Here is a 23,747-nt window from a genome sequence, read left to right as displayed (position 1 = left end):
TCGCTCGGGTCAGATCACGCCGCCTTGCGGTGCAACAGCGGTTCGAAAAAACGTGCAAGCTCGTCAAGGACGGTCGCGGCTTGTTCGATGAAATTGACCCGGTTCCGGAACTCCGCCGAGCCGGGCAGCCCCTTGGTGTACCAACCGAGATGCTTGCGGGCGATGCGTACCCCGATGTCCGCACCATAGTGCTCCAGCATGGCGCCGTAATGCTCCCGGATCAGCGCGTACTGTTCGCTGAGGTCCGGGTCCGCGAAAGCGTTGCCCGTTCGCCACCAGTGCATTACCTGACCAAGCAGCCACGGTTTACCATATGCCCCGCGCCCGATCATCACGCCGTCCGCACCCGATTGCTCCAGCGCGGCGCTGCTGTCGGCTATGGTGCAAATATCCCCGTTGACGATTACGGGGATCGTGACGGCCTCTTTCACCTTCCGCACAAAGCCCCAATCGGCTGAGCCCTTGTACATCTGGTTGCGCGTGCGCCCGTGCACAGTGATCATCTGTGCGCCGAGGCTTTCTGCGATGCGTGCAAGTTCGGGTGCGTTGAGCGAGGCGTGGTCCCAACCCATGCGCATCTTGACTGTGACGGGGACATCGACCGCTTTCACCGTGGCATCGATGAGGCTCGCGGCCAGCGGCAGATCGCGCATCAGCGCGCTGCCCGCATCACCGTTCACGACCTTCTTCACAGGGCACCCCATGTTGATGTCGATGATGGCCGCCCCGCGGTCCGCATTCAGCTTCGCCGCCTCCGCCATCTCTGCAGGCGAGCAACCGGCAAGCTGCAGCGACACCGGTTCCTCCACCGCATCCCACGCCGCCTTCTGCAGGCTTTGCCTGGTTTCGCGTATCATGGCCGGCGAGGCGATCATTTCGGTCACGTTGAGGCCCGAGCCATAGCGGCGGACCAGCTTGCGAAACGGCATGTCCGTCACACCGGTCATGGGTGCCAGAATGACCGGCACAGCTATGGCAACCGGTCCGATGGCGATCGGCTTAAGGGTTGGCGGTGCGGGGAAGTCAGTCATACCAGGGCTTTTCCGCGGCGGCAGGTAATGCATTGCGGTCCGCGCGGCAACCGGTTAGCGCGCGCGGCATGGATGACCATGGCGCCCTGCCCGCTTTCAGCGCGATCATTGTGGCTGGCGGTTCCGGCAGCCGGGCCGGCGGGGGCAAGCCCAAGCAGTTCGCCCGCTATCGTGGCAAGCCGCTGCTTGCGCATTCGCTGGATGCGTTCTGCGCCATGGGCGCGCAGGAAATCATCGTTGTTCATCCAGCTGGCGCCGAAGCCACGGTCGAAACGATGACAAGCGGATGCACCGCGCCGGTAACGCTGGTGGCAGGCGGCCCTACCCGCCAGCAATCGGTTCGCAACGGCTTGCGGGCGCGTGGCGGTGCGGCTGATCGGGTTCTGATCCACGATGCCGCACGGCCAGGCGTCACGCACCGTGTCGTAGCCCGGCTTCTTGCCGCTTTGGACCGGCATGACGGGGCCATTCCGGTCCTGCCGGTGGTCGACAGCCTTGCGCAAGGTTCGGACGGACTGATGACGTGCACTGCTGACCGGGACGCGCTGTGGCGTGTCCAGACGCCGCAGGCCTTCCGGTCCAGCGCCATCGATGCCGCGCATCGCGCCTGGAACAGAGAGCCGGATGCGGGCGATGATGCACAGGTTGTGCTGGCGAATGGGGGCACGATTGCCTTTGTGGAAGGAGACGAGGCGCTGAAGAAGATCACCTTTGCGGCCGACTTCCCAGATCAGGCTCCTGCGGTGCGGGTCGGCACCGGCTTTGACGTGCATCGCCTGGCTGCGGGCGAGGAACTTTGGCTTGGCGGCATCAGAATAGACAGTCCGGTCGGTCTGGCGGGCCATTCCGACGCGGACGTGGTTCTGCACGCACTGGTGGATGCGCTTCTCGGCGCGATTGGCGAAGGCGACATCGGCACGCACTTTCCGCCCAGTGATCCGCAATGGAAAGGCGCTTCCTCGGACAAGTTTCTGCGTCATGCTGTCCGGTTGGTGGCGGAGCAGGGATATGTCATCGGGAATATCGATCTTACCGTCATCTGCGAAACCCCCCGCATCGGCCCGCACAGAACCGCCATGCAAAATCGCATCGCCGAGCTGGTGGAGGCACATTCATCGCTCGTGAGCATCAAGGCGACCACTACCGAAGGGCTCGGCTTCACCGGACGAGCTGAAGGTATCGCGGCCCAGGCAGTTGCGACCTTGCTGAAACAAACGTAATGCCGCCCGTATGAGCGATGAGCATCTGCTGCCCGACGCGATCGTGGATCTGGCACGGCGGGTCGTCGAGGAAAACCGCGCAGCCGGGCGCACCGTCGCGATCGCGGAAAGCTGCACCGGCGGACTGGTGGCGGCCGCCCTTACCGAAGTGCCCGGTGCTTCGGCGGTGTTCGAACGCGGTTTCGTGACCTATTCCAACGCCGCGAAGCAGGACGTGCTGAACGTGGCGAGCGACATCATCGAAACATTCGGGGCGGTGTCGGTCGCCTGCGTCTGGGCGATGGCGCAAGGCGCTCTTGCCCGGTCGGGGGCAGATGTTGCCGTTGCCGTCAGCGGAGTGGCCGGACCCGATGGCGGAACCGCGCTGAAGCCGGTTGGCACTGTGGTATTTGCAAGAGCGGTGCGTGGTCAGGTGAGGCACGAGGACACCGAACTCCGCAAATTCGAGGAACACAGCCGCGCTGGCGTCCGGCGGGCGGCGACCTTATGCGCGCTCGAACTTCTTCTGCCGCGCGACAGCGACACGATCACCTCAGCCTGAGGCGGCGGCTTCTGGCTGGCCGTACAATTCAGCTGCGCGAGCTTCAAAAGCGGCAACCATCTTGCGAAATGCGCGGTCGAGATACTGTCCGGCAAGCGCTTCGAAGATGCGGCTTTTAAACTTGAAGTCGACGCAGAAATCGATTTCGCACGTTCGTGGATCGATCGGGCGGAAGTGCCACCTGTTGTCGAGATCGCGCAAGGGTCCATCGACATACTGCACGCGTATGGAAGACGGTCTATCCTTGGTGACGGCCGAGGTGAACTTCTCACGAATGGCCTTGAACCCGACCACCATGTCCGCGACCATCCGCGTATCGCTGTTGGTCGTGACTCTGGTCGCAATCACCCACGGAAGGAACTGCGGGTAATTGCCGACGTCGGCGACGAGATCAAACATCTGCTCGGCCGAATAGGGCATGCGGCGGGTTTCACGGATCGACGGCATCAGCGCACCTGGGCGGCTTTGGCGGCGATCTTCGCTTCACGCGCAGCCCGCATCTTCGCGAAGTCATCGCCCGCGTGATAGCTGGATCTGGTCAGCGGACTGGCCGCGACCTGCAGAAACCCTTTGGCCCGCGCAATGGACCCATATGCGGCGAACGCTTTAGGGTTGACAAACTCCTCAACATTGGCGTGGCGCGGCGTGGGTTGCAGATACTGACCCATGGTGATGAAATCGACGTCCGCACTGCGCATGTCGTCCATGACCTGATGCACTTCAAGCCGCTGCTCCCCCAGGCCCAGCATGATACCGGACTTCGTGAAGATCAGCGAGTCATGCGCCTTTACTTCTTCCAGCAGGCGCAGCGACGCGTAATATCGCGCACCTGGGCGAATGGTCGGATAAAGCCTCGGCACAGTTTCGAGATTGTGATTGTAAACATCGGGTCCGGCAGCGCAAATCGCTTCCACCGCAGGGCGCATCTTGTTGCGGAAGTCTGGCGTCAGGATCTCGATAGTGGTACCCGGCGTCTCCCGACGCAGCGCCTCGATGACTCTGACGAAGTGCCCTGCCCCACCATCGGGCAGGTCGTCTCGGTCGACTGACGTGACCACGATGTGTTGCAGACCCAGCTTGGCGGCGGCGGCGGCGACATGTTCCGGCTCCAGCGGGTCGACAGTCCGCGGCATGCCTGTCTTCACGTTGCAGAAGGCGCAGGCACGGGTGCAGACATCCCCAAGGATCATCACCGTCGCGTGCTTCTTCTCCCAGCATTCGCCAATGTTGGGGCATGCAGCTTCTTCGCAGACGGTGTTGAGCGACAGGTCGCGCATCAACGTGCGGGTTTCCTGATACCCCTTGCCCACCGGCGCCTTGACCCGAATCCAGTCCGGCTTGCGCTGCCGCGGCGGGCGCGGCTCGGTCAAGGGCGGCGGGGAGGACATGTCGTTCATGCCGCCCATCTAGGCGGGCGTGTGACGGGCCGCAAGGCGGTGTCGCAGTCGCGACCGAACGAACTAATAGGAAGCATGTTGATCGGGTAGAAACGCCCGGTGCAAGCAGTTGAACTTGCCGCGTCTCGCCACAGCAGCCCGTCCAGAACGATGGCGAGAGAGCAGAAATGGCAGCACCGCCAGGCGCCGCCATTTCCCAACTTTCTGAAATTTTACTTCAGGCGCCGGTCGCGCCGCCGGCTCGTTGTTGAGCGTAAGTAGCCCATAGCTTAGAGACGGCTGCGCGGCTTCCTTCCACCTGATTGAAGGTTGCTACGGCATCCGCATACTTGCCCTGGTTCACCTGCGCGATGCCCATGCGGTTGAGCACGGTTGCAGTATCAGCGCCCGGCATGGTGAGCGCACGGCGATAGAACCCTTCCGCCTTGGCATACTGCCCCAGATCGAGCGCCACGTTGCCTGCGGCCATGACCGTCGCCAGACGCGCGCCACTGGCATTCGCATCGCGCTCCAGCCCGGCGAAGTCGCCGGTGAGCTGACCCTGCCGCGCCCGGGCAGTCGTCAGCGCCTCGGACGCGAAGGTGTTGCCGCGATCAAGCTTGCCCGAGGCATAACCTTCGTCGATAACCTGCTGCACTTCGTTAGGCAGGCGTCGGGGATCGGCGAATTCGACATAGCTCAGGTACTCCCGTCCTTCGCGGAATGTCTTGGTCGCACGCTGAAGGCGAAGCAGGTCCAGCATGTCGTCATCGGTAAAGTCTCCGCTGGAGCGGGTCACAACAACGGCGTCGCCCCAGCTGTCGGCGGAGGGATGGTACTGCGCGAACATCTGCGCAAACCTGATCGCTTCGGCCTTGTTGTCGCCTGTATAGGCCGTGGCGAGGCCCTTGCGGATGTACTCGCTTGCAGGCGTCTGGCCAGCGGCGATCTGTCGTTCGATCTGCTGCGACAGATAGGCCAGCCCGCCCGCAGTGTCATTCTGCTGAAAATGAGTCTCGGCAATCAGCAGGTGGGGATCGTTAGCGGTGTAGCCTGCCTGCACCGAGGCCATAAGATAGCTGCGCGCGCGGCCGTAATCCTGGGCCTGAAAAGCAAGCTGCCCGGCAACAAAATTGATTTCGCCCAAGCTCTGCGGTGGCAGTTTGCCACTCTCCAGCATAAGGCTCAGCCCCTGCAGCTGCATCGCATTGTCGCTGTTTTCGCGCCCGGCCGAGTAGATGAACTGCCCGCCCGCCAGCTTGTCATCGGGGGTGGATATCGCGGCCGCGATGGAAGGCGCGGCGGCCCGCAGGGCGGCGGCATCTCGCGGTGTTGCATTCAGCAGCTCAGCCACCGGGCGGTAAGCGGCCACGAAAGCTTCGGAATACTGTCCCTGGGCCTGTTGCCGCTCCGCCCTCTGGGCCTGTTGCCGCTCGGCCCTGGTCTGGGCACTCGCGGGCGCTTCCAGTGCGGTGAACGTCAGCACCGAACCCGTCGCCATGGCGACCGCAAGGGCTGCCAGCGATACATTGCCACGCGGCAGCTTGCCTGAAAGTATTCTGGAAATCATCTTTGATCCTTTTCCTTGCGTGGGTCACGTGCGCAGAACGTAAACCTTTGTGTTGCCTGCGTGACCGATCCACCCGAACTGCCTGCGAAGTAGGGGCGGCGGGCTGAATACCGTTTGAATACCGGCAAGGCAAAACCCATATTCGACCCTATCCCGCACATCACCGCCACTTGTGTGGATAAAGCTTCTGGGCAAGCCATCTTGTTCCCGCTGCCGGTGGCAAAAGCTGGCCCTTTGCGGCTAAGAAGACCTTCAGAACGCCTCCCAAGAACTGGAAGAAATCCTTGAGCGACACCGATCTGCTTGACTCCCGTCCCGCTTCACCAAGCCCCTATGAGCGGGTCGACATCGTCGACGAGATGAAAACGAGTTATCTCGATTACGCGATGAGCGTCATCGTAAGCCGCGCCCTTCCCGATGTTCGCGATGGGTTGAAGCCTGTTCACCGGCGCATCCTCTACGCCAGCCAGGAAGGCGGCTTCGTCGCCGGACGCCCGTACCGCAAGAGCGCCAAGATCGTGGGCGACGTCATGGGTAATTACCATCCCCATGGCGACAGCGCGATCTATGACGCTCTGGCGCGCATGACGCAGGATTGGTCGATGCGGGTGCCGCTGATCGACGGCCAGGGCAATTTCGGCAGCGTTGACCCCGACCCGCCGGCGTCCATGCGATACACCGAAGCGCGACTGGCGCGGGTGGCCAACGCACTCCTCGACGACCTTGACAAGGACACGGTCAACTTCGCTGACAACTACGACGGTTCACGGCGCGAACCGACTGTATTGCCTGCACGGTTTCCCAACCTGCTCGTCAACGGTGCCGGCGGTATCGCGGTGGGGATGGCAACGAACATCCCGCCGCATAATCTGGGCGAGGTGATCGATGGATGCTTTGCATTCATGGACAACCCCGCGATCACTTCCGAGCAGCTGTGCGAGATCATCCCCGGACCTGACTTTCCCACGGCTCCGCTGATCCTGGGCCAGGCCGGCAGCCGGGCGGCCTATACCACGGGCCGTGGATCCATCCTGATGCGGGCGCGGCATGCGATCGAGGAGCAACGCGGCGACCGGCAATCCATCGTGCTCACCTCCATTCCGTTTCAGGTGGGCAAGAACGCCCTCGTGGAAAAGATCGCCGAGGCCGCGAAGGACAAGCGGATCGAGGGCATTTCCGACATTCGCGACGAGTCCAGCCGCGAAGGAATTCGCATTGTCATCGACCTGAAGCGGGACGCGTCGGCCGAAGTCGTCCTCAATCAGGTCTGGCGGTATTCGCCGGCTCAGGCGAGTTTCCCCGCAAACATGCTTGCAATCCGGGGTGGCCGGCCCGAAGTCTTGAACCTGCGAGACATCATCCAGGCATTCATCGCCTTCCGCGAGGAAGTAATCGCGCGCCGGACCAAGTTCGAACTGAACAAGGCGCGCGAACGGGCGCATATCTTGCTTGGTCTGGTTGTTGCGGTGTCGAACCTCGACGAGGTGGTGCGGATCATCCGCAGTGCGACCAATCCAGCTGACGCGCGAACCAAGCTGCTCGCGCGCGAGTGGCCCATCGGTGACATCGCGCAATACATCGCTCTTGTCGAGGCGATCGAGGTGAATGCCGAACAGGCGAGCGGCAGCTACCGCCTCTCGGAACGGCAGGTCCGCGCGATCCTCGATTTGCGGCTGCACCGCCTGACCGCGCTGGGCCGTGACGAGATTGGCGGCGAGCTCAGTGACTTGTCGGAGCAGATCGCGTATCTGCTCGGCATCCTGGCCGACCGGGTGAAGCTGTACGAAGTCATGCGGCAGGAGTTGGCCGAAATCCGCGCGGCCTTCGCAACCCCGCGCCTGTCCGAAATCGCCCCTGCGTGGGACGGACTGGACGACGAAGACCTGATCGAGCGGGACGAAATGGTCGTCACCGTGACCATGGATGGTTACATCAAGCGTACGCCGCTCTCCACCTTTCGCGCGCAGCATCGCGGTGGCAAGGGGCGCGCGGGAATGGCGACAAAGCAAGAGGACGCGATCAGCGACCTGTTCGTCACCAGCACGCACAATCCGGTGCTGTTTTTCTCCACAGCCGGCAAGGTTTACCGTCTGAAAGTCTGGAAACTGCCGGAAGGCGGTCCCCAGACGCGGGGACGCCCCATCGTCAATCTTCTGCCTGCGCTGGACGCTGGCGAAACAATTGCCGCGGTTCTTCCCCTCCCGGAAGATGAGGCCAGCTGGGGCGCGCTTCATGTCGTTTTCGCCACGGCGAGAGGCAATGTGCGGCGGAACTCGATGGACGCGTTTGCAAATGTGCCTTCGAACGGAAAGCTGGCCATGCGGTTCGAAGATGGCTCGAATGACCGCTTGATCGGTGTCGCGCTGCTGAATGCCGGTGACGATGTTCTCCTTGCCAGCCGCCAGGGCAAAGCGATCCGCTTCGCCGGAGAAGACATACGCGAATTTGCCAGCCGCACGTCTACGGGGGTGCGCGGCATGCTGTTGAAAGGCGACGACGAGGTTATCTCCCTCGCCATCCTGAGCGGCGGCGCATGGTCGTCCGACGAACGGGACGCCTATCTGCGCGTGGCGCCGTGGAAGGTGAACGAGGGCGCAGGCGATGCCAGCCCACAGCAGCATGAGATGGCGCAAGCCGAACAGTTCATCCTGACCGTCTGCGCGAATGGCTACGGCAAAATCAGCTCCGCCTACGAGTATCGCCGGACTGGCCGGGGCGGACAGGGTATCGTCAACATCGACAACATCAAGCGCAACGGCCCGGTTGTCGCCAGCTTCACTGCCACCCCGGACGATCAGTTGATGCTGGTGACGGATCAGGCGAAGCTGATCCGGATATCTCTGTCCTCGCTGCGGGTGATCGGGCGCGGTTCGGCCGGTGTCCGCCTGTTCGACGTCGCGGCCGGCGAGCACGTCGTCGGAGCGGCCCGCATCGACGACGAAGCAGGTCCTGAAAATGAGGCAGAGGCCGCGATTGTAGAGGAAATGGCGGGACGCGGGATCGAGACGACGCAGCCGGAAACGACCATGGACCGTGACGACCCCACTCCGCTCGACGTCTGACTTGGGTGGCGGGGTTGAAGGTTTACTTGCCGGGCGTGTAGGGCGCTGCCGATGACACATGATGTGCACATCATCGGCGGAGGCCTCGCGGGGAGCGAAGCCGCCTGGCAGCTTGCCAGACGGGGTTTTCGCGTCCGTTTGTCCGAAATGCGCGGCGGCGGCGGTGCTACGCCCGCGCATCAGACGGACGGTCTGGCGGAACTGGTATGCTCCAATTCCTTCCGTTCCGATGATGATGAGCGCAACGCCGTGGGGCTTCTGCACCACGAAATGCGCCAGCTGGACAGCCTGGTCATGCAGGTCGGCGAAATCACGCGGGTGCCGGCAGGCAGCGCCATGGCGGTGGACCGGGACCAGTTTTCAGCCGAGATTACCCGCGCTCTGACGAGCCACCCCAACATCGATGTCGTGCGCGAGCAGGTCACCGCCCTGCCCCCGTCCGGCCCGACAATCGTCGCGACCGGCCCGCTGACGGCTCAGAGCCTGGCCGAGAGCATCATCGCAGTTACCGGTGAAGAACGGTTGGCGTTTTTCGACGCCATTGCTCCCATCGTGTACCGCGACAGCATCAACATGGACATCTGCTGGATCCAGTCGCGCTGGAACAAGCGTACGGCCGCTTCCAACGCGGAGGGGGACTACATCAACTGTCCGCTCGACCGGGAACAGTACCTCGCCTTCTATTCCGGCCTGCTTGCAGGAGACAAGACCGAGTTCCGGGAGTGGGAGCAGAATACACCCTATTTTGAAGGGTGCATGCCTATCGAAGTCATGGCCGAGCGCGGGGTCGACACGCTGCGTTATGGTCCGATGAAGCCGGTCGGGCTTGACGATCCGCGTACGGGACGCTGGCCGCACGCCGTCGTTCAGTTGCGGCAGGACAACGCGTTAGGCACCCTGTGGAACATGGTCGGGTTCCAGACCAAGCTTAAGTATGGCGCACAGTTGGAGCTGTTTCGCACCATTCCCGGGCTGGAGAATGCCGAGTTCGCACGACTTGGCGGCCTGCACCGCAACACCTTCCTCAACGCGCCTGCGGTGCTCGACCGGCAATTGCGTTTGCGGCGTGCACCGCACATCCGGTTTGCCGGCCAGATCACCGGTTGCGAAGGCTATGTGGAAAGCGCGGCTGTGGGTCTAGCAGCAGGTTTGATGGCAGCCGCCGAACTGGCCGGCCGCAGCTGGCAGGATTTGCCGCGAAGCACCGCCATGGGTGCAATTCTTGCCCATATTACGGGCGATGCCGAGGCGGACACCTATCAGCCCATGAACGTCAACTTCGGCCTCTTCCCGCCTTTGCATGATGTTGCCAAGAAGTCGCGGAAAGAAGCCTATACCTCCCGCGCCAAGGCCGAGCTTGCCGGCTGGCTTGCCGCGCACCGGTTCGAGCCTGCCTGATCAGAGGCAGGAGCAGCGGGACTTGGGTTTGCCCTGCTTGGGCGCGGTGGCCAGGAATTCGGCGGGGGTGAGATCCTGATCCTGGTTAACGTCGGCGGCCTCAAACTTCTTCACGGTTGCGACAGCCCACTCTTCAAAGGTGAGCAGATTGTTGCCGTCCACATCCAGCTTCCGAAAGGCTGCGGTGCGAGTGGAGAGCATCTCGTTGCGCGAAACCCGCCAATTGCGGTCACGGTCGTACCGGAAGAACCGCTGCTGTTCGCGTGTCAGTTCGCTCGCGACTGGCGGAGCTGGTCCGCGAAGCCTGGCATCCTCTGCACTGGCCACCGGCAGGGCAAGCCGGTCGGAGCGTTCGTCCACGGCCGGTGGCGGGGCCGCCGCCTCGACCTGTGCCCTGCCCTGCAACCAGAACAGGCCGATGCCAAAAAGGAGGAGAACGCCCAGCGCGCCCAGAACAACACGATTCATGCAGGCGGCATAGCGGCAATCCTTTACCAGTTTCTTGCGCCCCGGCCTCGTGAAGTTACCGACCGACTAGACCAACCCGCAGGGCGGCGAGCGCATCGCCGCGCCGAGACAGCGGCGGTTGCCCGCCGCGCAGCAGCGACCGCTGCCCTAACGCCGCGAGCACCGACACGGGCCGCAACTGTCGCGGAAGACGGGGCAGGCGGATGGGCCACCCTTGCGTCAGGTCCTGCACGGAAGCATCATCGCCCCCCGCGCGAAGGTGATGCAGGGCATCGGCCGCCACCCACCAGCGCGCGCCCTCGGCGACCGCCGCGCCGTCCGCCTCCATTCCGAGCAGGCGGGCTGCCGCCGCGTAACCGGCGGTGCGCGCCCTGATGCTGTCGGGCAGTGTGGTGGCGTTTTCACGGTAAAACAGCAAGGCTTCCCAGCCATCCACCATCTCCACGAGGTCGCGGCTGCGCGCCGCCCAGCCGCTTTGGGTCAGCAGGCGCAGCAGCGGATCTGAATGCGGCCTGTCATCCAGACCTTGCAACTGTTCCCGCCACCACGCCATGCGGATCTGCACCAGCGCCGGTTCACGGGCACCGGCGACCATCCGGCCAAGCCTCGTCTCAAACGCAAACAGGCTGCGATAGACCGGCCGCGCTGCCGGAGCCGCATAGTTCAGTGCGACCGTCTGCGCGTCCGTCAGATCAGCGTCGTCCATCGGCGGCTCTACGCAAGTTTTCATCTCCTTTCCTACCCCGCGCAAGGAATTTACCAAAGGAGGTAATCATTTGTTAGCCGCACCTCCCCTAAAGGAACTCCAAACATCCAAGTGGGGCTTCGATGAAACAGCGAGTGGCAGCACACCGGAGCAAGCACCGCACGACGCTCGCCCGGTTGAGGCATGACAAGCGGGGTAACGTGGTGGCCATTACGGCGGCGGCCATCATCCCGATGATCGGCGTGATCGGCGGCGCGATAGACACCAGTCGCCTGTACCTGACCAAAAGCCGGCTGCAGGCCGCCTGCGACTCCGCCGTGCTGGCCGGGCGCAAGGCCATGACCACGAACATCTACACCGCCACCGCCCGCGCGCGTGCGAACGGCATGTTCAACTTCAATTTTCAGGACGCCGATTACCAGACGACCGGAACGAGCTTCATCACGGCGGCGGATCAGGACGGCCGGCTCAACGGCACTGCTTCCACCAATGTGCCAATGACGCTCATGAAAATGTTCGGGTTCGGCGATCGTCCGATGCAGGTAACATGCAGCGCCGACATACAGGTGCCGAACATCGACATCGTGTTCGTGCTGGACGTCACGGGATCCATGAACGGCACCATGGGAAGCGGCACGCGGCTGACCGCCCTCAAACAGGCGGCAAAGGACTTCGCCGACGTCATGGATGCCGCGCTGATCGGCAACACGCGGTCGCAGGTGCGTTACGGCTTCGTCCCCTACAGCCAGACAGTGAACGGCCGCGATCTGTTCAAGAGCAACCCTGACGCGACCCGTGGCGAATTGCCGTTGAGCTACCTTGCGGACACGGTGACGGCGGAATCGCGGGTGGCGAACTTCAACACCTGGCAGGACTGGACCCCCGATCCCTGGACCGGAGCCAGCAGCTTCAACCAGACCTTCAGCACCAGCCGGGCAGAGAGCCGCCAACCGTTTACCACCACCAGCGCAAGCGCGACTAAAATCTCGAACAGCGATTGTGACGCGTATGGTCAGAACCTCTCCTTTTCGGTGAAGGGTATCAACCAGGACGTGTTTCTGTATCCGCAAACGAGCTGGACGGGCTCGGGCCAGGGAGCGTCCGAACTGTACCAGCTCGATGGTTCAACTAACTGGACGACGCAGGAACCGACCACAGGCAACCGGTACGTAAAAGTCACGTTTTCCCGCGTGACAGCGCAGTGGAACGACAACAACGGCAACAACACGAGCAGCTATCAGAATTGCGTTCGGCGGGTGACACGTACAACCTTCCATCGCGGCTGGCGGTTTACAAACTGGATATATCGGCCGGTTGAATACGGCACCCAGACCTACAAGTCGGGCGGGTCGATCCCCTTTGTGTCCGCAGTGAATGCTAATTACCTTGTTCCTGACCGGGGCGCGTATGATCCGGTGGCGCTGCGGCAATTGCCCCGCCAAGGCGGCCTGACCGCTGCGTCGATGACCTGGAACGGCTGTCTGGAAGAGCGCGATACCGTCGTGGCGACCAATTTCGCTCCGATCCCGAGCGGCGCGAAGGATCTCGACATATTCAACGGCGGAACCAACGACTCTATGCGCTGGCGAACGGTCTTGCCAAATCTCAGCTGGAACCGAGGCACACCTGCGCAAACCACAGGCTTCGTCAACCAGAACCACAACTGCCCTCAATCGTTTATGCGCAACCTGAATTCCATGACGCGCGCCGAGTATGACGCCTACATCGACGGGCTTGTCGCCGCGGGCAGCACCTATCACGACATCGGGCTGGTCTGGGGGTTGCGCATGATCTCTCCGACCGGGATGTTTGCAAACCGCAACCTCCTGGGACCGAATGGCGGACAGATCAGCCGGCACATCATCTTCCTGACGGACGGCAAGATGGAGCCGAGCGAACAGACCTATTCATCCTATGGTTATGAGCAGACGTCGCAGCGCATCAGGGGCGGCGGAGGCGCCTCGCTTGTTGATCGTCATAACGCACGCTTCAAGGCGCTGTGCGACAGCCAGCGCGGCCTGGTAAGTGTCTGGGCGGTCGCCTTTGGTGAGCCGCTCGGGTCTACCTTGCGCAACTGCGCCGATCCCGGGCGCGCGTATGAAGCCAACAGCGCCTCTGAATTGAGCGAGGCTTTCCGGCGCATCGCCAAGGAAGTCGCTGACCTGAGGCTGGTCGAATGAGCCGCCTCGCGTCAGTCAGCCGCTTGTGGACGGTCTCGCAACGCCTGTACCGCTGTCAAAGGGGCGTGTCTGCGGTCGAGTTCGGCTTCATCGGCCCGATTTTCATCATGCTCCTGCTGGCGGTGTTCGACACGGGTTTTGCCATCTACACGCGCGCGGTGCTGCAAGGCGCTGTTGAGGAAGGTGCACGCACTGCATCTCTCGAGAACACGCATTGGCACCTGATCGAACAGCGCGTCAACGATCAGGTCCGGGCCGTCATCCCGGCAGCCGATCCCGAAACTGACATCTCTTTCGAGATCGACCCATTCTACTACCAGAATTACGCCGATGTCGTAATCCCCGAGGATTTTACCGACAGCAATGGCAACGACACCTATGATCCAGGCGAATGTTTCGTGGATCGAAACGGCAATCAGACCTATGACACGGATGTCGGGGTTCAGGGTCGCGGCGGCGCGCAGGACGTGGTGGCCATCCGCGCCCAGCTTGATTTCAAGCGCGCCATGCCGCTGTGGAAATTCCTGAACCAGCCGCAGGTGATGACGCTGACGGCCAGTACGTATCTGCGCAATCAGCCCTTCTCGGGACAGGCATCGCGGGTGGGGGTGCGGATATGCCCATGAACATTGTGCGGCGGTTCTTTCCTCGCCTCCGCGGGGATCAAGGCGGCGTGGTGGTGATCGAGTTCGCCTATACGCTGCCCATCTTCATGCTGCTGGGCATTACCGGCGTCGAACTGGCGCATTTTGCGATCACCAATATGCGGGTCAGCCAGGTTGCCATGACGGTAGCCGACAACATCTCGCGCGCGAAACAGACCGTGCCGCTGGCCCTTCCACGTTTGCGGGAAGTCGACATCAACGACAACCTACTTGGCGCAATGGTCCAAGGCGGCGAAAGTCTGAAGATTTTCGACGAAGGGCGACTTATCGTGTCCAGCCTGCAGCAGAATGCCTCCGGACGGCAGACGATCGCGTGGCAGCGTTGCAAGGGTTTGCTGAACGTGGCTTCTGCTTACGGCGTACAAGGGGCGACCCAGCCGGCCAGCGGAACCGGCGGGTTCCAGGGCATGGGAAGCGGCGCGAACCAGGTCCGGGCGGAACCCAACAGCGCAATCATCTTCGCCGAAGTCTCCTATGAATACCGCCCGCTCTTCAGCGGCTGGGTGCTGGGACCCAAACGCATCCGGCGCGAAGCCGCCTTTTTCGTGCGGGACGACCGCGACCTGACGCGCATCTACAACGATGCGCCTGCCGCGAGCGTGTCCTCATGCAACAAGTTCGACACCACCTTCTGAGCCTCGGCGGTCAGGCCTTGCGGTAACATACGCGCCGCACGGCGTCTGCAATACGGTCCGCATCGATCAGGGCAAGCTTCTCCAGGTTCGCTGCGTAAGGCAGCGGCACATCCTCGTTGCAGACGCGCAGGACCGGAGCGTCGAGGTGGTCGAACCCTTCTTCCATGCAAATGGTCACCACTTCTGACGCGATGGAGCAGGTTGGCCAGCCTTCTTCGGCAATCACCAGCCGGTTGGTTTTCTTGAGGCTATCCAGCACCGCACCCTTGTCCAGTGGCCGCAAGGTGCGCAGGTCGATGACTTCGGAATCAATACCTTCCTGCGCCAGCATCTCCGCGGCTTCGAGCGCAAAACCGACGCCGATGGAGTAGCTGATGATGGTGACGTCGGCCCCTTCCCGGACCACCCGCGCCTTGCCAATCGGCAGGACATGGTCATCGAGATCAGGCACCTCGAAGTTGCGGCCGTAAACCAGCTCGTTTTCGAGAAAGACAACCGGATCCTCGCATCGGATCGCCGCCTTCAGCAGCCCTTTCGCGTCGGCCGCGTCGTAGGGTGCGATGACGATTAGGCCGGGCACGCTGGCGTACCAAGGCGCAAAGTTCTGGCTGTGCTGTGCGGCAACCCGGCTCGCCGCGCCATTGGGTCCGCGGAACACCACCGGACAGCGCATCTGCCCGCCGGACATGTAGTTCGTCTTGGCGGCCGAGTTCACGATGTGGTCGATGGCCTGCATGGCGAAATTGAAGGTCATGAACTCGACGATCGGGCGCAATCCGCCCATCGCCGCACCGGTGCCCACGCCCGCAAAGCCGTATTCGGTGATCGGTGTGTCGATCACCCGCTTCGGGCCGAATTCGTCAAGCAGACCCTGCGTCACCTTGTAGGCGCCCTGATACTGGGCGACCTCTTCACCCATGATGAAGACGCGCTCGTCGCGCCGCATCTCTTCGGCCATGGCGTCGCGCAAGGCTTCGCGCACCGTGGTGTTCTTCATCGGAGTGTCCGCCGGTATCGCGGGGTCGCGGCGGCTTGCTGCCGATGCGGCTGGGGTGACCGCGTCATCGGGATCGACGCTGCCGGCGTCCTGGCGTTCTCCAGCGACAGCGGCCGGCCCCTTGGGCCTGTCTCTGGCGCCGTCGGGGATGGCCATCGCAGCAGGCGATTCAGCGTCTTCGCCGTCCAGCAAGGCGATAACGGTGCCTACTTTCACGTTCTCGGAGCCTTCAGCGATAACGATCTTGCTGAGCACGCCTTCGTCGATGGCTTCGAATTCCATCGTGGCCTTGTCGGTTTCGATCTCCGCCAGAACGTCGCCCGGCGCGATCTCGTCCCCTTCCTGCTTGAGCCAGCGTGCAAGCGTCCCTTCCTCCATCGTCGGGGAAAGCGCCGGCATCTTCAGTTCAATCGGCATGATCAGTAAGTTCCCACCAGCACATCCGTGTACAGTTCCGCGTCGTCCGGCTCAGGCGAGGTTTCAGCGAAATCCGCTGCTTCGGCGATACGGCTTCGAATTTCCCTGTCGATGCCTTTCAGGTCGTCCTCGGTCGTGCCCGCTTCGATCAGGTGCCTTTTCAGCCCCTCGATGGGATCCTTGTGCTCGCGATAGTCCTGAACCTCCTCGCGCGTCCGGTATTTGGCCGGATCGGACATTGAGTGCCCGCGATAGCGATACGTGTTGCACTCCATCAGAACCGGCCCGTTACCGTTCCGCACGTGAGCAAAGGCGATTTCGGCTGCCTGCCGGACTTCCAGCACATCCATACCGTTGACATCCATTCCAGGGATCCGGAACGCAGCCCCTCGCCGGTAGAACTCCGTTTCCGCGGAAGAGCGTTTGACCGCTGTGCCCATCGCGTACTGGTTGTTCTCGACCACGAACACGATCGGCAATTTCCACAGGGCGGCCATGTTGAAGGTTTCGTAGACCTGCCCCTGATTGGCCGCCCCGTCCCCGAAGTAGGCGAGGCACAGGCCGCCATCGCCAGTGTATTGATGCGCCAGGGCCAAGCCTCCGCCAAGGGCCACCTGCGCCCCGACGATGCCGTGCCCGCCGTAGAATTTGTGCTCGGTCGAAAACATGTGCATCGACCCGCCCTTACCCTTGGAAATGCCAGCCTGACGACCGGTCAGTTCGGCCATGATGACGTTGGGATCGATGCCATAGGCGAGCATGTGCCCATGATCGCGGTAGCCGGTGATCACGCTGTCACGCTCGCTGTCGAGAGCGCTCTGCAGGCCGATCGCCACCGCCTCTTGTCCGATGTAGAGGTGGCAGAAGCCGCCGATCAGGCCGAGGCCGTAGAGCTGCCCCGCTTTCTCCTCGAACCGGCGGATGAGCAGCATCTGCCTGTAGAATTCGAGCATCTCGTCGGCGGTGGCCTGGTACTGCTTGTCGGCTTCAAACCGTTCCTGCAGCATGTTCAATCGAAAGCCGTCTTCCGGCTGCACGCTTGGATCTTCCGCCGGCATTCGCTGTGGGGACTGGGTCAAAGCCAGGTGTCCTCTGCATTGGATCAGGATTCGTCGCGGCTATAAGACCAGAACCGCTACAAGAGCAACGGCTTGACCGGGACGCATCTGTCCGACCGCTGGCCTATTCTTCCTCGGTCTTGAGCGTTACGATCACCTCGTCCGGATGCAGGACGTTGAGTTTTTCGCGGATGAGTTCACCCACCAGGTCCGGGTCGGCGCGCGCGGGATCAAGCAATGCGACCCGCTGCCGAAGCCGGTCGCGCTGCGCGGTGAGGGCCGCAAGCCGCTGTTCCCGCTCCTCGCGAAGCTGCGTATTCTCGTGCCATGCATACAGACCCGACGGCCCGGCGACGGCGAGGCCGCTCAGCAGGCACAGCGTCGCGGCTACCGCGTGGCGCAGGTTCAATCGCCCGCGCCGCTTGTCGAGATTGGATCGTAGCTTCATCTTGGCTGGCAACCATACCGCGCCCTTGCCTTGGCGCAAACAGCTTCTTTGTCCGACATCGGTGTCACGGCAGCCTTCAGGACTTGGCCTTGGCGGGTTAACCTCCGCCCTGCCCCCATTCCAAGCCCTGCCTGGCGCCGCTACTTTGACTTTGGCGCAAGCGGCAACATATAGGATGCCATAACACGAGAATGAGGAAGCTTGAAGTGGCCGACCTGTTTGACAATCCAGCTGGACTGGACGGATTCGAGTTCGTGGAGTTCTGCGCACCCGAAAAAGGCGTGCTGGAGCCCGTCTTTGCCGCGATGGGTTTTACCCATGTCGCCGATCATCGATCGAAGGATGTGCAATTGTGGCGGCAGAACGGCATCAACCTGATTACCAATTATGAACCGCACAGCGCCGCCTGGTATTTCGCGCAGGAGCACGGGCCAAGCGCGTGCGGAATGGCGTTCCGCGTCCGCGATGCTGCCGAGGCGTGGGATCACCTTCTTGAAAACGGCGCGCAGCCCCAGCACACCGAAGTCGGTCCGATGGAGCTTCATATCCCGGCGATCAAGGGCATCGGCGGTGCCAGCGTGTATCTGGTCGACCGTTACGAAGGAGCGCCAAAAGGCGACCTGTCGATTTACGACATCGACTTCATATTCAAGGAAGGTGTCGACCGCCACCCGGCTGGTGCCGGGTTCCTGCGCATCGACCACCTGACCCATAACGTGTACAAAGGCAGAATGGCGTACTGGGCGGACTGGTACGAGCGCCTCTTCAACTTCAGGGAAATACGTTTCTTCGACATCAAGGGTGAATACACCGGCCTTACTTCGCAGGCGTTGACCGCCCCGGATGGGAAGATCCGCATCCCGCTCAACGAGGAGGGAGAGGGCGGCAAGGGCCAGATCGAGGAATTCCTGCGTCAGTTCAATGGCGAAGGAATTCAGCACATTGCGCTGATCTGCGACGATCTGGTGGCCGCATGGGACAAGCTCAAGGCGTTTGGCGTTCCCTTCATGACAGCACCTCCCGAGACATATTACGAGATGCTGGACGAACGGCTCCCCGGTCACGGAGAGCCGGTGGATGCCTTTAAATCGCGCGGCATTCTCCTCGACGGATCAACCGAAGGTGGCCAGCCCCGCCTCCTTCTCCAGATCTTTGCCGAGGCGCAGGTTGGCCCCGTCTTTTTCGAATTCATCCAGCGCAAGGGCGATGAAGGGTTTGGCGAAGGCAATTTCAAGGCGCTGTTTGAATCGCTCGAACGCGACCAGATCCGGCGCGGCGCGTTGAAGGTGGACGACAGCGTAGCGGAACCGGCCGAATGAATTCTCAGCACACGGAGAGCGTCATGAACGATCATCCAATCAGGCTTGGCGGCGTCCACCATGTCGCGTACCGCTGCAAGGATGCCGGAGAAACGGTGGAGTGGTACCGGCGCGTCCTTGGGATGGAGTACACCACCGCCTTTGCCGAGGATCACGTGCCGTCCACCGGCGCATATGACCCTTACATGCATGTGTTTTTGGACGCGGGGAACGGAAACATCCTCGCTTTCTTCGAGCTCCCCAATCAAACCGCGATGGGCCGCGATGAGAACACTCCGGCCTGGGTGCAGCACCTTGCCTTCAAGGTCGGGTCGGAAGACGAACTGCTCGCCGCCAAACGGCACGTCGAGAGTGAAGGGGTCGAGGTACTTGGCCCAACCCACCACGGTGTTTTCAAATCGATCTACTTTTTCGATCCCAACGGCCATCGCATCGAACTGGCAGCAGATATCGGCACGGACGAGCAGTACGCTGAACTCAGGCGGGTCGCGCAACCGATGCTGGAGGAGTGGAGCCGCACCAAAAAAGCTCCGCGGCACGCAGCCTGGCTTCATGAACTCACCAGGTAGTTGACCTGCGCGCCGGCGCAGCGTTTACAGCGAAGCCGCACGATCAAGGGGCCTCGCCCGTGAACTACATTCAGACATTGCAGGCGCAATTACATTCGATGGCGACGGGCTTCGTTGCCGCGTTGCCCGGTGTGGTAATTGCGCTCGCCATCCTGCTGGTGACCTGGATCGTCGCTCGTTTCGCATCGCGCATAGCCGATCTCCTGATCGGGCGCACCGACATCCGGCTGTCGCTGCGGGACCTGTTTACCACACTGGTGCGGGTCGCCATCTGGTTGATCGGCATCATGTTGGCGTCGGTCGTGGTCATGCCGGGACTGACACCCGCCAGTCTTCTTGCCGGACTAGGCATCGGAGCCGTCGCGATCGGCTTTGCGTTTCAGGACATTTTCGAGAACTTCTTCGCAGGCGTTCTCATCATGGTGCGCGAAAAGATGCGCATTGGCGACATCATTGAGTGCGAGGGCATCAAGGGGCGGGTGGAGCATATCACCCTGCGGGAAACACATGTCCGGTCCTTGTCCAACGAACTCACCATCGTCCCCAATTCCATGTTGTTCAAGAACCCGGTGCGAATACTGACGGATGACGATCTGCGGAGGCACGAGGTAATCGTTGGAGTTTCGTACGATACGAACCTTGACCGTGCTGCCGAGGTAATCCGCCGCGCAGTGGAAAAGGCCGAGGGAGTAGAGGCCACTCGCGGCGTGGACGTGTTCGCGCAGGAGTTCGCGTCCAGTTCGATCGACATGCTCGTGCGTTGGTGGGCTGGCTCGACGCCGAAAGCGGGCTGGGAAAGCAGGGATCGTGTGGTGCGCGCAATCAAGCGGGCGCTCGATGAAGCCGATATCGAGATCCCCTTCCCCTATATCACCCACACGTTCAAGGAAGGCGTGAAGCTACCCCGGTGCGACGGTTGACCATCCGCCGGCATAGCGGCTCAAGCTTGTTCCTTCTTTGGAAAGGGTAGAGCGCGCAGCTGTTCGATATACCTGCCGGGGTAGTTTGCATCCCCTCTGACACGCTGAATAGCGTGGTGCGCCCGACAGGATTCGAACCTGTGGCCCCCAGATTAGGAATCTGGTGCTCTATCCTGCTGAGCTACGGGCGCCTGTGCCAGAGCGATAGCCGGCGCAATGGGTGATGGCAATCTGACGCCTGCTCAATTGATTTCGTCCGGCGGGGCGAACGGGACGAGAATAGGCGCAATCATGATCCCTTCGTCGATCAGCGCCTCAGCCTCGGCCCGATCGGCCCGTCCGTGGATCGGTTCCGCTTCCTCGTCTCCGTAGTGCATTGCGCGCGAGCGTTCGGCAAATGCGTCCCCCACCCACACGCTCGTCTTGAGGGCGTCCGCCTGGATCGCGGCCAGAGCACGCATCGCCGCGGCAAGATGCGGAGGAACCGATTTGCCCGGTGCCGCGTCAGGGTCGGCGTCTCGGATGTCAGGCGCCGCCTGGCGGGAACGGGTGCTCCGGTTGCCCTTCGCCGGTATAGCGGGCGCCATCGGCGCTTTCTCGATTTGGTCGCAACCGCACATGGGACAAGTCAGAAGACCCGAAGTCCGCTGATGCACATAATCGGCACTGTCCCTGAACCAGCCTTCAAACCGATGTTCGTGGCTGCATCTGAGATCAAAGGTTATCATCACTGCGTAATGTGGCGACAGCATCGAGCTAAGCAAGGACAGTCTTGCAACTTGACCTTGTTGCTGGCCGCTAGCGCCTTGCGGCCACGCCCCTGCGGGCCAACCGGCCTGTCCTCTGGCGAAGGTCAGGCGACGTTCCCGTCGTCCTGCAATAACGGGTCGAGCTTGCCCGCCCTTTCGAGCGCCGCGAGATCGTCAGATCCGCCGATGTGGAGGGTTCCGATAAAGATTTGGGGCACCGTTCTTGCGTTCGGCGCACGCCTGCGCATTTCCTCACGCGCTTCACCGCCCGTGGTCACATCATGTTCGATATAGCTCACATTCTTCTCGTCCAGCAGGCGTTTGGCTCGAACACAGTACCCGCACCCAAACTTCGTGTAGATATCGACCTTTGGCATTCTCACCTCTCTCGCGCCGGGATCGCCTTTTAAGGAGCCCGGCGAGCACTCCTTGCAATGGGAAGAAGCGACGAGGCAAGGGAAGGTTTCAGAGCAGGTGAAGTTGCGAGGCAGGAGGAGAGGGCCGGCGTTTCGGCCAGCCCTCTCCCGCGGTGCTTTCGCACCGCCTACCTGACAGAGCATCATCCGGGTCGCAGTGGACGATGACCGGCCAGGACAGTGTGTAGCGTCCTGAGCAACTCTGAAGCGCTGGTTTGGCAGCAGCGCAGTGGATGTCTGCCGGTCTATCGTTGTGGGTCTGGTGAAGCGACTGGTTTGGCTAAGCCGTCTCACGACGGGACGCAGGGAAAGCCGCTTCTTAAACGAGCCGGGCTTGAGCCACCGCGGCACCGATAAAGCCACTGAAGAGTGGATGCGGGTCGAAGGGGCGTGACTTCAATTCAGGATGAAACTGAACCCCGATGAACCAGGGATGGTCCGGTCGCTCCACGATTTCGGGCAGCAGGCCGTCTGGCGACATGCCTGAAAAGATCAGCCCTTCCCGCTCCAGTGGTTCGCGATAGGCGATATTCACCTCGTAACGGTGCCGATGCCGTTCCGAGATGGTCGCTGCGCCGCCATAGATGGCAGATGCGTGGCTGTTCCCGGTCAACTGAGCGTCGTACGCGCCCAGGCGCATCGTCCCGCCGAGGTCCCCGCTTTCGCCCCGCCGTTCCAGACCTTCCTTGCCCAGCCATTCGGTGATGATGCCAACGACCGGCTCTTGCGTTGGCCCGAACTCGGTCGAAGAAGCCGCCGCGAACCCGGCCGAACGCGCCCCTTCGATACATGCCATCTGCATGCCGAGGCAGATACCCAGGAAAGGGATCTTGTGCTCCTTTGCGAAGCGGACGCTGGCGATCTTCCCTTCAGATCCCCGCTCACCAAAGCCGCCGGGCACCAGGATGCCGTGCAGCGGCTCCAGCGCCGCGACGACGTCCCCTTCGGGCTGCTCGAACAGTTCCGCGTCTATCCAGCGGACGTTGACCTTGACGCGGTTGGCCATGCCGCCATGGACCAGCGCTTCGCCAAGGGACTTGTACGCATCCTGCAGGCCAACATACTTGCCAATCACCCCGATCGTCACCTCTCCCTCCGGATGGTGAAACCGCTCCACGATGTTGTGCCAGGCGGTGAGGTCAGGAGGCGGCGCATCTTCTATGCCGAAGGATTGGAGCACCTCCGAATCCAGCCCTTCCGCGTGGTATTGCAGCGGCACGGAGTAGATGCTGGGAGCATCAAGAGCCTGGATCACGGCGGTTTCGCGCACGTTGCAGAATTGCGCAATCTTCCGCCGCTCCCCGATCGGCAACGGGTGTTCGCACCGGCACAGCAGGACGTCGGGCTGAATGCCGAGAGACGCGAGTTCCCGCACTGAATGCTGCGTTGGCTTGGTCTTCAATTCTCCGGCGGCGGCGATGTACGGCACCAGCGTCACATGAATGCTGAGCGTCTGCCGCGCCGGCAACTCGTTGCGCAGCTGCCGAATGGCTTCGATGAACGGCAGGGATTCAATATCGCCAACCGTGCCGCCGATTTCGCACAGGATGAAATCGTGGTCATCCTGGTCGGCCAGGGCAAAGGCCTTGATCGCGTCGGTGACGTGGGGGATCACCTGCACCGTTGCGCCAATGTAGTCCCCGCGCCGTTCACGTGCGATGATCTGGCTGTATATGCGGCCTGATGTGATGTTGTCGGATTGGCGGGCGTTGACCCCGGTGAACCGCTCGTAATGCCCCAGATCCAGGTCGGTTTCGGCCCCATCATCGGTGACGAACACCTCGCCGTGCTGATACGGGCTCATCGTCCCGGGATCTACATTGAGGTACGGATCGAATTTCCTGATCCTGACCTTGAAGCCGCGCGCCTGAAGCAATGCCCCAAGGCTTGCCGCCATCAAACCCTTGCCAAGCGAGGAGACCACGCCGCCGGTAATGAATATAAACCGCGCCATGGGATTCGGGCCTTAAGCGGCGTTATGGATTCGGGGCAAGCCCCACGC

Annotated in this window: 22 protein-coding genes and 1 tRNA gene; 10 read left to right on the top strand and 13 right to left on the bottom strand. The window is 62.1% G+C overall.

The features are described from left to right. Positions 1–14: 14 nt before the first annotated feature. Positions 15–1,031, bottom strand: a complete 1,017-nt coding sequence (gene dusB, locus LHJ54_RS10530; protein WP_228243854.1) for a tRNA dihydrouridine synthase DusB — start codon at positions 1,029–1,031, stop codon at positions 15–17. Positions 1,032–1,099: 68 nt separating this feature from the next. Between dusB and LHJ54_RS10525 the strand changes: the two genes are divergently transcribed. Both LHJ54_RS10525 and LHJ54_RS10520 read left to right on the top strand, forming a co-directional pair. Next, positions 1,100–2,251, top strand: a complete 1,152-nt coding sequence (locus LHJ54_RS10525; RefSeq protein ID WP_228243853.1) for a bifunctional 2-C-methyl-D-erythritol 4-phosphate cytidylyltransferase/2-C-methyl-D-erythritol 2,4-cyclodiphosphate synthase — start codon at positions 1,100–1,102, stop codon at positions 2,249–2,251. 10 nt (positions 2,252–2,261) lie between these two features. Continuing rightward, positions 2,262–2,792, top strand: coding sequence for a CinA family protein (locus LHJ54_RS10520; protein WP_228243852.1), 531 nt, complete (start codon positions 2,262–2,264; stop codon positions 2,790–2,792). Here the strand turns inward: LHJ54_RS10520 and LHJ54_RS10515 are convergent. The 3 genes from LHJ54_RS10515 to LHJ54_RS10505 form a co-directional block, all read right to left on the bottom strand. Then, complete coding sequence (locus tag LHJ54_RS10515; protein ID WP_228243851.1) at positions 2,784–3,239, bottom strand: type II toxin-antitoxin system RatA family toxin; 456 nt, start codon at positions 3,237–3,239, stop codon at positions 2,784–2,786. The two genes, LHJ54_RS10520 and LHJ54_RS10515, sit on opposite strands and share 9 nt — an antisense overlap. Further along, positions 3,239–4,198: a lipoyl synthase gene (lipA, locus tag LHJ54_RS10510; protein ID WP_228243850.1), complete on the bottom strand. Its 960-nt coding sequence runs from the start codon at positions 4,196–4,198 to the stop codon at positions 3,239–3,241. Before lipA ends, LHJ54_RS10515 begins: the two co-directional genes overlap by 1 nt. 208 nt (positions 4,199–4,406) lie before the next feature. Beyond that, on the bottom strand, positions 4,407–5,738 hold the full coding sequence (locus LHJ54_RS10505; RefSeq protein ID WP_228243849.1) for a tetratricopeptide repeat protein: 1,332 nt from the start codon (positions 5,736–5,738) through the stop codon (positions 4,407–4,409). A gap of 359 nt (positions 5,739–6,097) precedes the next feature. Here LHJ54_RS10505 and gyrA point away from each other — a divergent pair, with 359 nt between their 5' ends. Next, positions 6,098–8,800, top strand: coding sequence for a DNA gyrase subunit A (gyrA, locus tag LHJ54_RS10500; protein WP_241721449.1), 2,703 nt, complete (start codon positions 6,098–6,100; stop codon positions 8,798–8,800). A 51-nt stretch (positions 8,801–8,851) separates the two neighbouring features. After that, entirely contained in the window at positions 8,852–10,198 is a 1,347-nt protein-coding gene (trmFO, locus tag LHJ54_RS10495; RefSeq protein WP_228243846.1) for a methylenetetrahydrofolate--tRNA-(uracil(54)-C(5))-methyltransferase (FADH(2)-oxidizing) TrmFO, read from the top strand. On the opposite strand, the gene LHJ54_RS10490 is transcribed toward trmFO, so the two are convergent. Then, positions 10,199–10,666 carry a hypothetical protein gene (locus tag LHJ54_RS10490; RefSeq protein ID WP_228243845.1) on the bottom strand — a complete coding sequence of 156 codons (468 nt, stop codon included), beginning with the start codon at positions 10,664–10,666 and terminating at the stop codon, positions 10,199–10,201. Positions 10,667–10,721: 55 nt separating this feature from the next. Next, positions 10,722–11,396 (bottom strand): hypothetical protein, encoded by a 675-nt coding sequence (locus LHJ54_RS10485; protein WP_228243843.1) that lies wholly within the window; start codon positions 11,394–11,396, stop codon positions 10,722–10,724. A 110-nt stretch (positions 11,397–11,506) separates the two neighbouring features. Here LHJ54_RS10485 and LHJ54_RS10480 point away from each other — a divergent pair, with 110 nt between their 5' ends. From LHJ54_RS10480 to LHJ54_RS10470, 3 genes are read left to right on the top strand one after another with little or no spacing between them, the layout of a single operon-like run. Next, positions 11,507–13,552, top strand: coding sequence for a TadE/TadG family type IV pilus assembly protein (locus LHJ54_RS10480; protein ID WP_228243841.1), 2,046 nt, complete (start codon positions 11,507–11,509; stop codon positions 13,550–13,552). Beyond that, positions 13,549–14,178: a TadE/TadG family type IV pilus assembly protein gene (locus LHJ54_RS10475; RefSeq protein ID WP_228243840.1), complete on the top strand. Its 630-nt coding sequence runs from the start codon at positions 13,549–13,551 to the stop codon at positions 14,176–14,178. The genes LHJ54_RS10480 and LHJ54_RS10475 overlap by 4 nt, the downstream gene beginning before the upstream one ends. Continuing rightward, positions 14,169–14,852: a TadE/TadG family type IV pilus assembly protein gene (locus LHJ54_RS10470; protein WP_228243839.1), complete on the top strand. Its 684-nt coding sequence runs from the start codon at positions 14,169–14,171 to the stop codon at positions 14,850–14,852. Before LHJ54_RS10475 ends, LHJ54_RS10470 begins: the two co-directional genes overlap by 10 nt. A 10-nt stretch (positions 14,853–14,862) precedes the next feature. Here LHJ54_RS10470 and LHJ54_RS10465 read toward each other — a convergent pair whose 3' ends face one another. The 3 genes from LHJ54_RS10465 to LHJ54_RS10455 form a co-directional block, all read right to left on the bottom strand. Beyond that, positions 14,863–16,266: a pyruvate dehydrogenase complex E1 component subunit beta gene (locus tag LHJ54_RS10465; protein WP_228243838.1), complete on the bottom strand. Its 1,404-nt coding sequence runs from the start codon at positions 16,264–16,266 to the stop codon at positions 14,863–14,865. Positions 16,267–16,268: 2 nt separating this feature from the next. Continuing rightward, entirely contained in the window at positions 16,269–17,324 is a 1,056-nt protein-coding gene (gene pdhA, locus LHJ54_RS10460) for a pyruvate dehydrogenase (acetyl-transferring) E1 component subunit alpha (RefSeq protein WP_241721441.1), read from the bottom strand. 124 nt (positions 17,325–17,448) lie between these two features. Then, on the bottom strand, positions 17,449–17,772 hold the full coding sequence (locus LHJ54_RS10455; RefSeq protein WP_228243836.1) for a septum formation initiator family protein: 324 nt from the start codon (positions 17,770–17,772) through the stop codon (positions 17,449–17,451). A 206-nt stretch (positions 17,773–17,978) separates the two neighbouring features. Between LHJ54_RS10455 and hppD the strand changes: the two genes are divergently transcribed. From hppD to LHJ54_RS10440, 3 genes are read left to right on the top strand one after another with little or no spacing between them, the layout of a single operon-like run. Beyond that, complete coding sequence (hppD, locus tag LHJ54_RS10450) at positions 17,979–19,091, top strand: 4-hydroxyphenylpyruvate dioxygenase (RefSeq protein WP_228243835.1); 1,113 nt, start codon at positions 17,979–17,981, stop codon at positions 19,089–19,091. 23 nt (positions 19,092–19,114) lie between these two features. Further along, a complete protein-coding gene (locus LHJ54_RS10445) occupies positions 19,115–19,660 on the top strand; it encodes a VOC family protein (RefSeq protein WP_228243834.1) in 546 nt (181 codons plus the stop codon). A gap of 59 nt (positions 19,661–19,719) precedes the next feature. Further along, positions 19,720–20,580 (top strand): mechanosensitive ion channel family protein, encoded by an 861-nt coding sequence (locus tag LHJ54_RS10440; RefSeq protein ID WP_228243833.1) that lies wholly within the window; start codon positions 19,720–19,722, stop codon positions 20,578–20,580. 114 nt (positions 20,581–20,694) lie between these two features. Here the strand turns inward: LHJ54_RS10440 and LHJ54_RS10435 are convergent. From LHJ54_RS10435 to LHJ54_RS10420, 4 genes are all read right to left on the bottom strand, one after another. Further along, positions 20,695–20,771, bottom strand: a tRNA-Arg gene (locus LHJ54_RS10435). A gap of 51 nt (positions 20,772–20,822) precedes the next feature. After that, on the bottom strand, positions 20,823–21,308 hold the full coding sequence (locus tag LHJ54_RS10430; RefSeq protein ID WP_228243832.1) for a DUF1178 family protein: 486 nt from the start codon (positions 21,306–21,308) through the stop codon (positions 20,823–20,825). Positions 21,309–21,433: 125 nt separating this feature from the next. Further along, entirely contained in the window at positions 21,434–21,706 is a 273-nt protein-coding gene (grxC, locus tag LHJ54_RS10425) for a glutaredoxin 3 (protein ID WP_228243831.1), read from the bottom strand. Positions 21,707–22,064: 358 nt separating this feature from the next. Next, a complete protein-coding gene (locus tag LHJ54_RS10420; RefSeq protein WP_228243830.1) occupies positions 22,065–23,699 on the bottom strand; it encodes a CTP synthase in 1,635 nt (544 codons plus the stop codon). Between the last annotated feature and the right edge of the window lie 48 nt (positions 23,700–23,747).

It is taken from the genome of Porphyrobacter sp. GA68, assembly GCF_022605525.1.
Lineage (GTDB): Bacteria > Pseudomonadota > Alphaproteobacteria > Sphingomonadales > Sphingomonadaceae > Qipengyuania_B.
Note: the sequence above shows the minus strand (reverse complement) of the source record. Positions and strands in the feature narration are given on the sequence as shown.

Excerpts from the sequence above, each read along its gene's own strand:
- LHJ54_RS10430 (WP_228243832.1), bottom strand. The coding sequence starts at position 21,308 with ATGATAACCTTTGATCTCAGATGCAGCCACGAACATCGGTTTGAAGGC.
- lipA (WP_228243850.1), bottom strand. The coding sequence starts at position 4,198 with ATGGGCGGCATGAACGACATGTCCTCCCCGCCGCCCTTGACCGAGCCG.
- LHJ54_RS10520 (WP_228243852.1), top strand. The coding sequence starts at position 2,262 with ATGAGCGATGAGCATCTGCTGCCCGACGCGATCGTGGATCTGGCACGG.
- LHJ54_RS10505 (WP_228243849.1), bottom strand. The coding sequence starts at position 5,738 with ATGATTTCCAGAATACTTTCAGGCAAGCTGCCGCGTGGCAATGTATCG.
- LHJ54_RS10465 (WP_228243838.1), bottom strand. The coding sequence starts at position 16,266 with ATGCCGATTGAACTGAAGATGCCGGCGCTTTCCCCGACGATGGAGGAA.
- LHJ54_RS10455 (WP_228243836.1), bottom strand. The coding sequence starts at position 17,772 with ATGAAGCTACGATCCAATCTCGACAAGCGGCGCGGGCGATTGAACCTG.
- LHJ54_RS10445 (WP_228243834.1), top strand. The coding sequence starts at position 19,115 with ATGAACGATCATCCAATCAGGCTTGGCGGCGTCCACCATGTCGCGTAC.
- grxC (WP_228243831.1), bottom strand. The coding sequence starts at position 21,706 with ATGCCAAAGGTCGATATCTACACGAAGTTTGGGTGCGGGTACTGTGTT.
- LHJ54_RS10420 (WP_228243830.1), bottom strand. The coding sequence starts at position 23,699 with ATGGCGCGGTTTATATTCATTACCGGCGGCGTGGTCTCCTCGCTTGGC.
- pdhA (WP_241721441.1), bottom strand. The coding sequence starts at position 17,324 with ATGCCGGCGGAAGATCCAAGCGTGCAGCCGGAAGACGGCTTTCGATTG.
- dusB (WP_228243854.1), bottom strand. The coding sequence starts at position 1,031 with ATGACTGACTTCCCCGCACCGCCAACCCTTAAGCCGATCGCCATCGGA.
- gyrA (WP_241721449.1), top strand. The coding sequence starts at position 6,098 with ATGAAAACGAGTTATCTCGATTACGCGATGAGCGTCATCGTAAGCCGC.
- LHJ54_RS10475 (WP_228243840.1), top strand. The coding sequence starts at position 13,549 with ATGAGCCGCCTCGCGTCAGTCAGCCGCTTGTGGACGGTCTCGCAACGC.
- trmFO (WP_228243846.1), top strand. The coding sequence starts at position 8,852 with ATGACACATGATGTGCACATCATCGGCGGAGGCCTCGCGGGGAGCGAA.
- LHJ54_RS10470 (WP_228243839.1), top strand. The coding sequence starts at position 14,169 with ATGCCCATGAACATTGTGCGGCGGTTCTTTCCTCGCCTCCGCGGGGAT.
- LHJ54_RS10515 (WP_228243851.1), bottom strand. The coding sequence starts at position 3,239 with ATGCCGTCGATCCGTGAAACCCGCCGCATGCCCTATTCGGCCGAGCAG.
- LHJ54_RS10490 (WP_228243845.1), bottom strand. The coding sequence starts at position 10,666 with ATGAATCGTGTTGTTCTGGGCGCGCTGGGCGTTCTCCTCCTTTTTGGC.
- LHJ54_RS10485 (WP_228243843.1), bottom strand. The coding sequence starts at position 11,396 with ATGAAAACTTGCGTAGAGCCGCCGATGGACGACGCTGATCTGACGGAC.
- LHJ54_RS10525 (WP_228243853.1), top strand. The coding sequence starts at position 1,100 with ATGGATGACCATGGCGCCCTGCCCGCTTTCAGCGCGATCATTGTGGCT.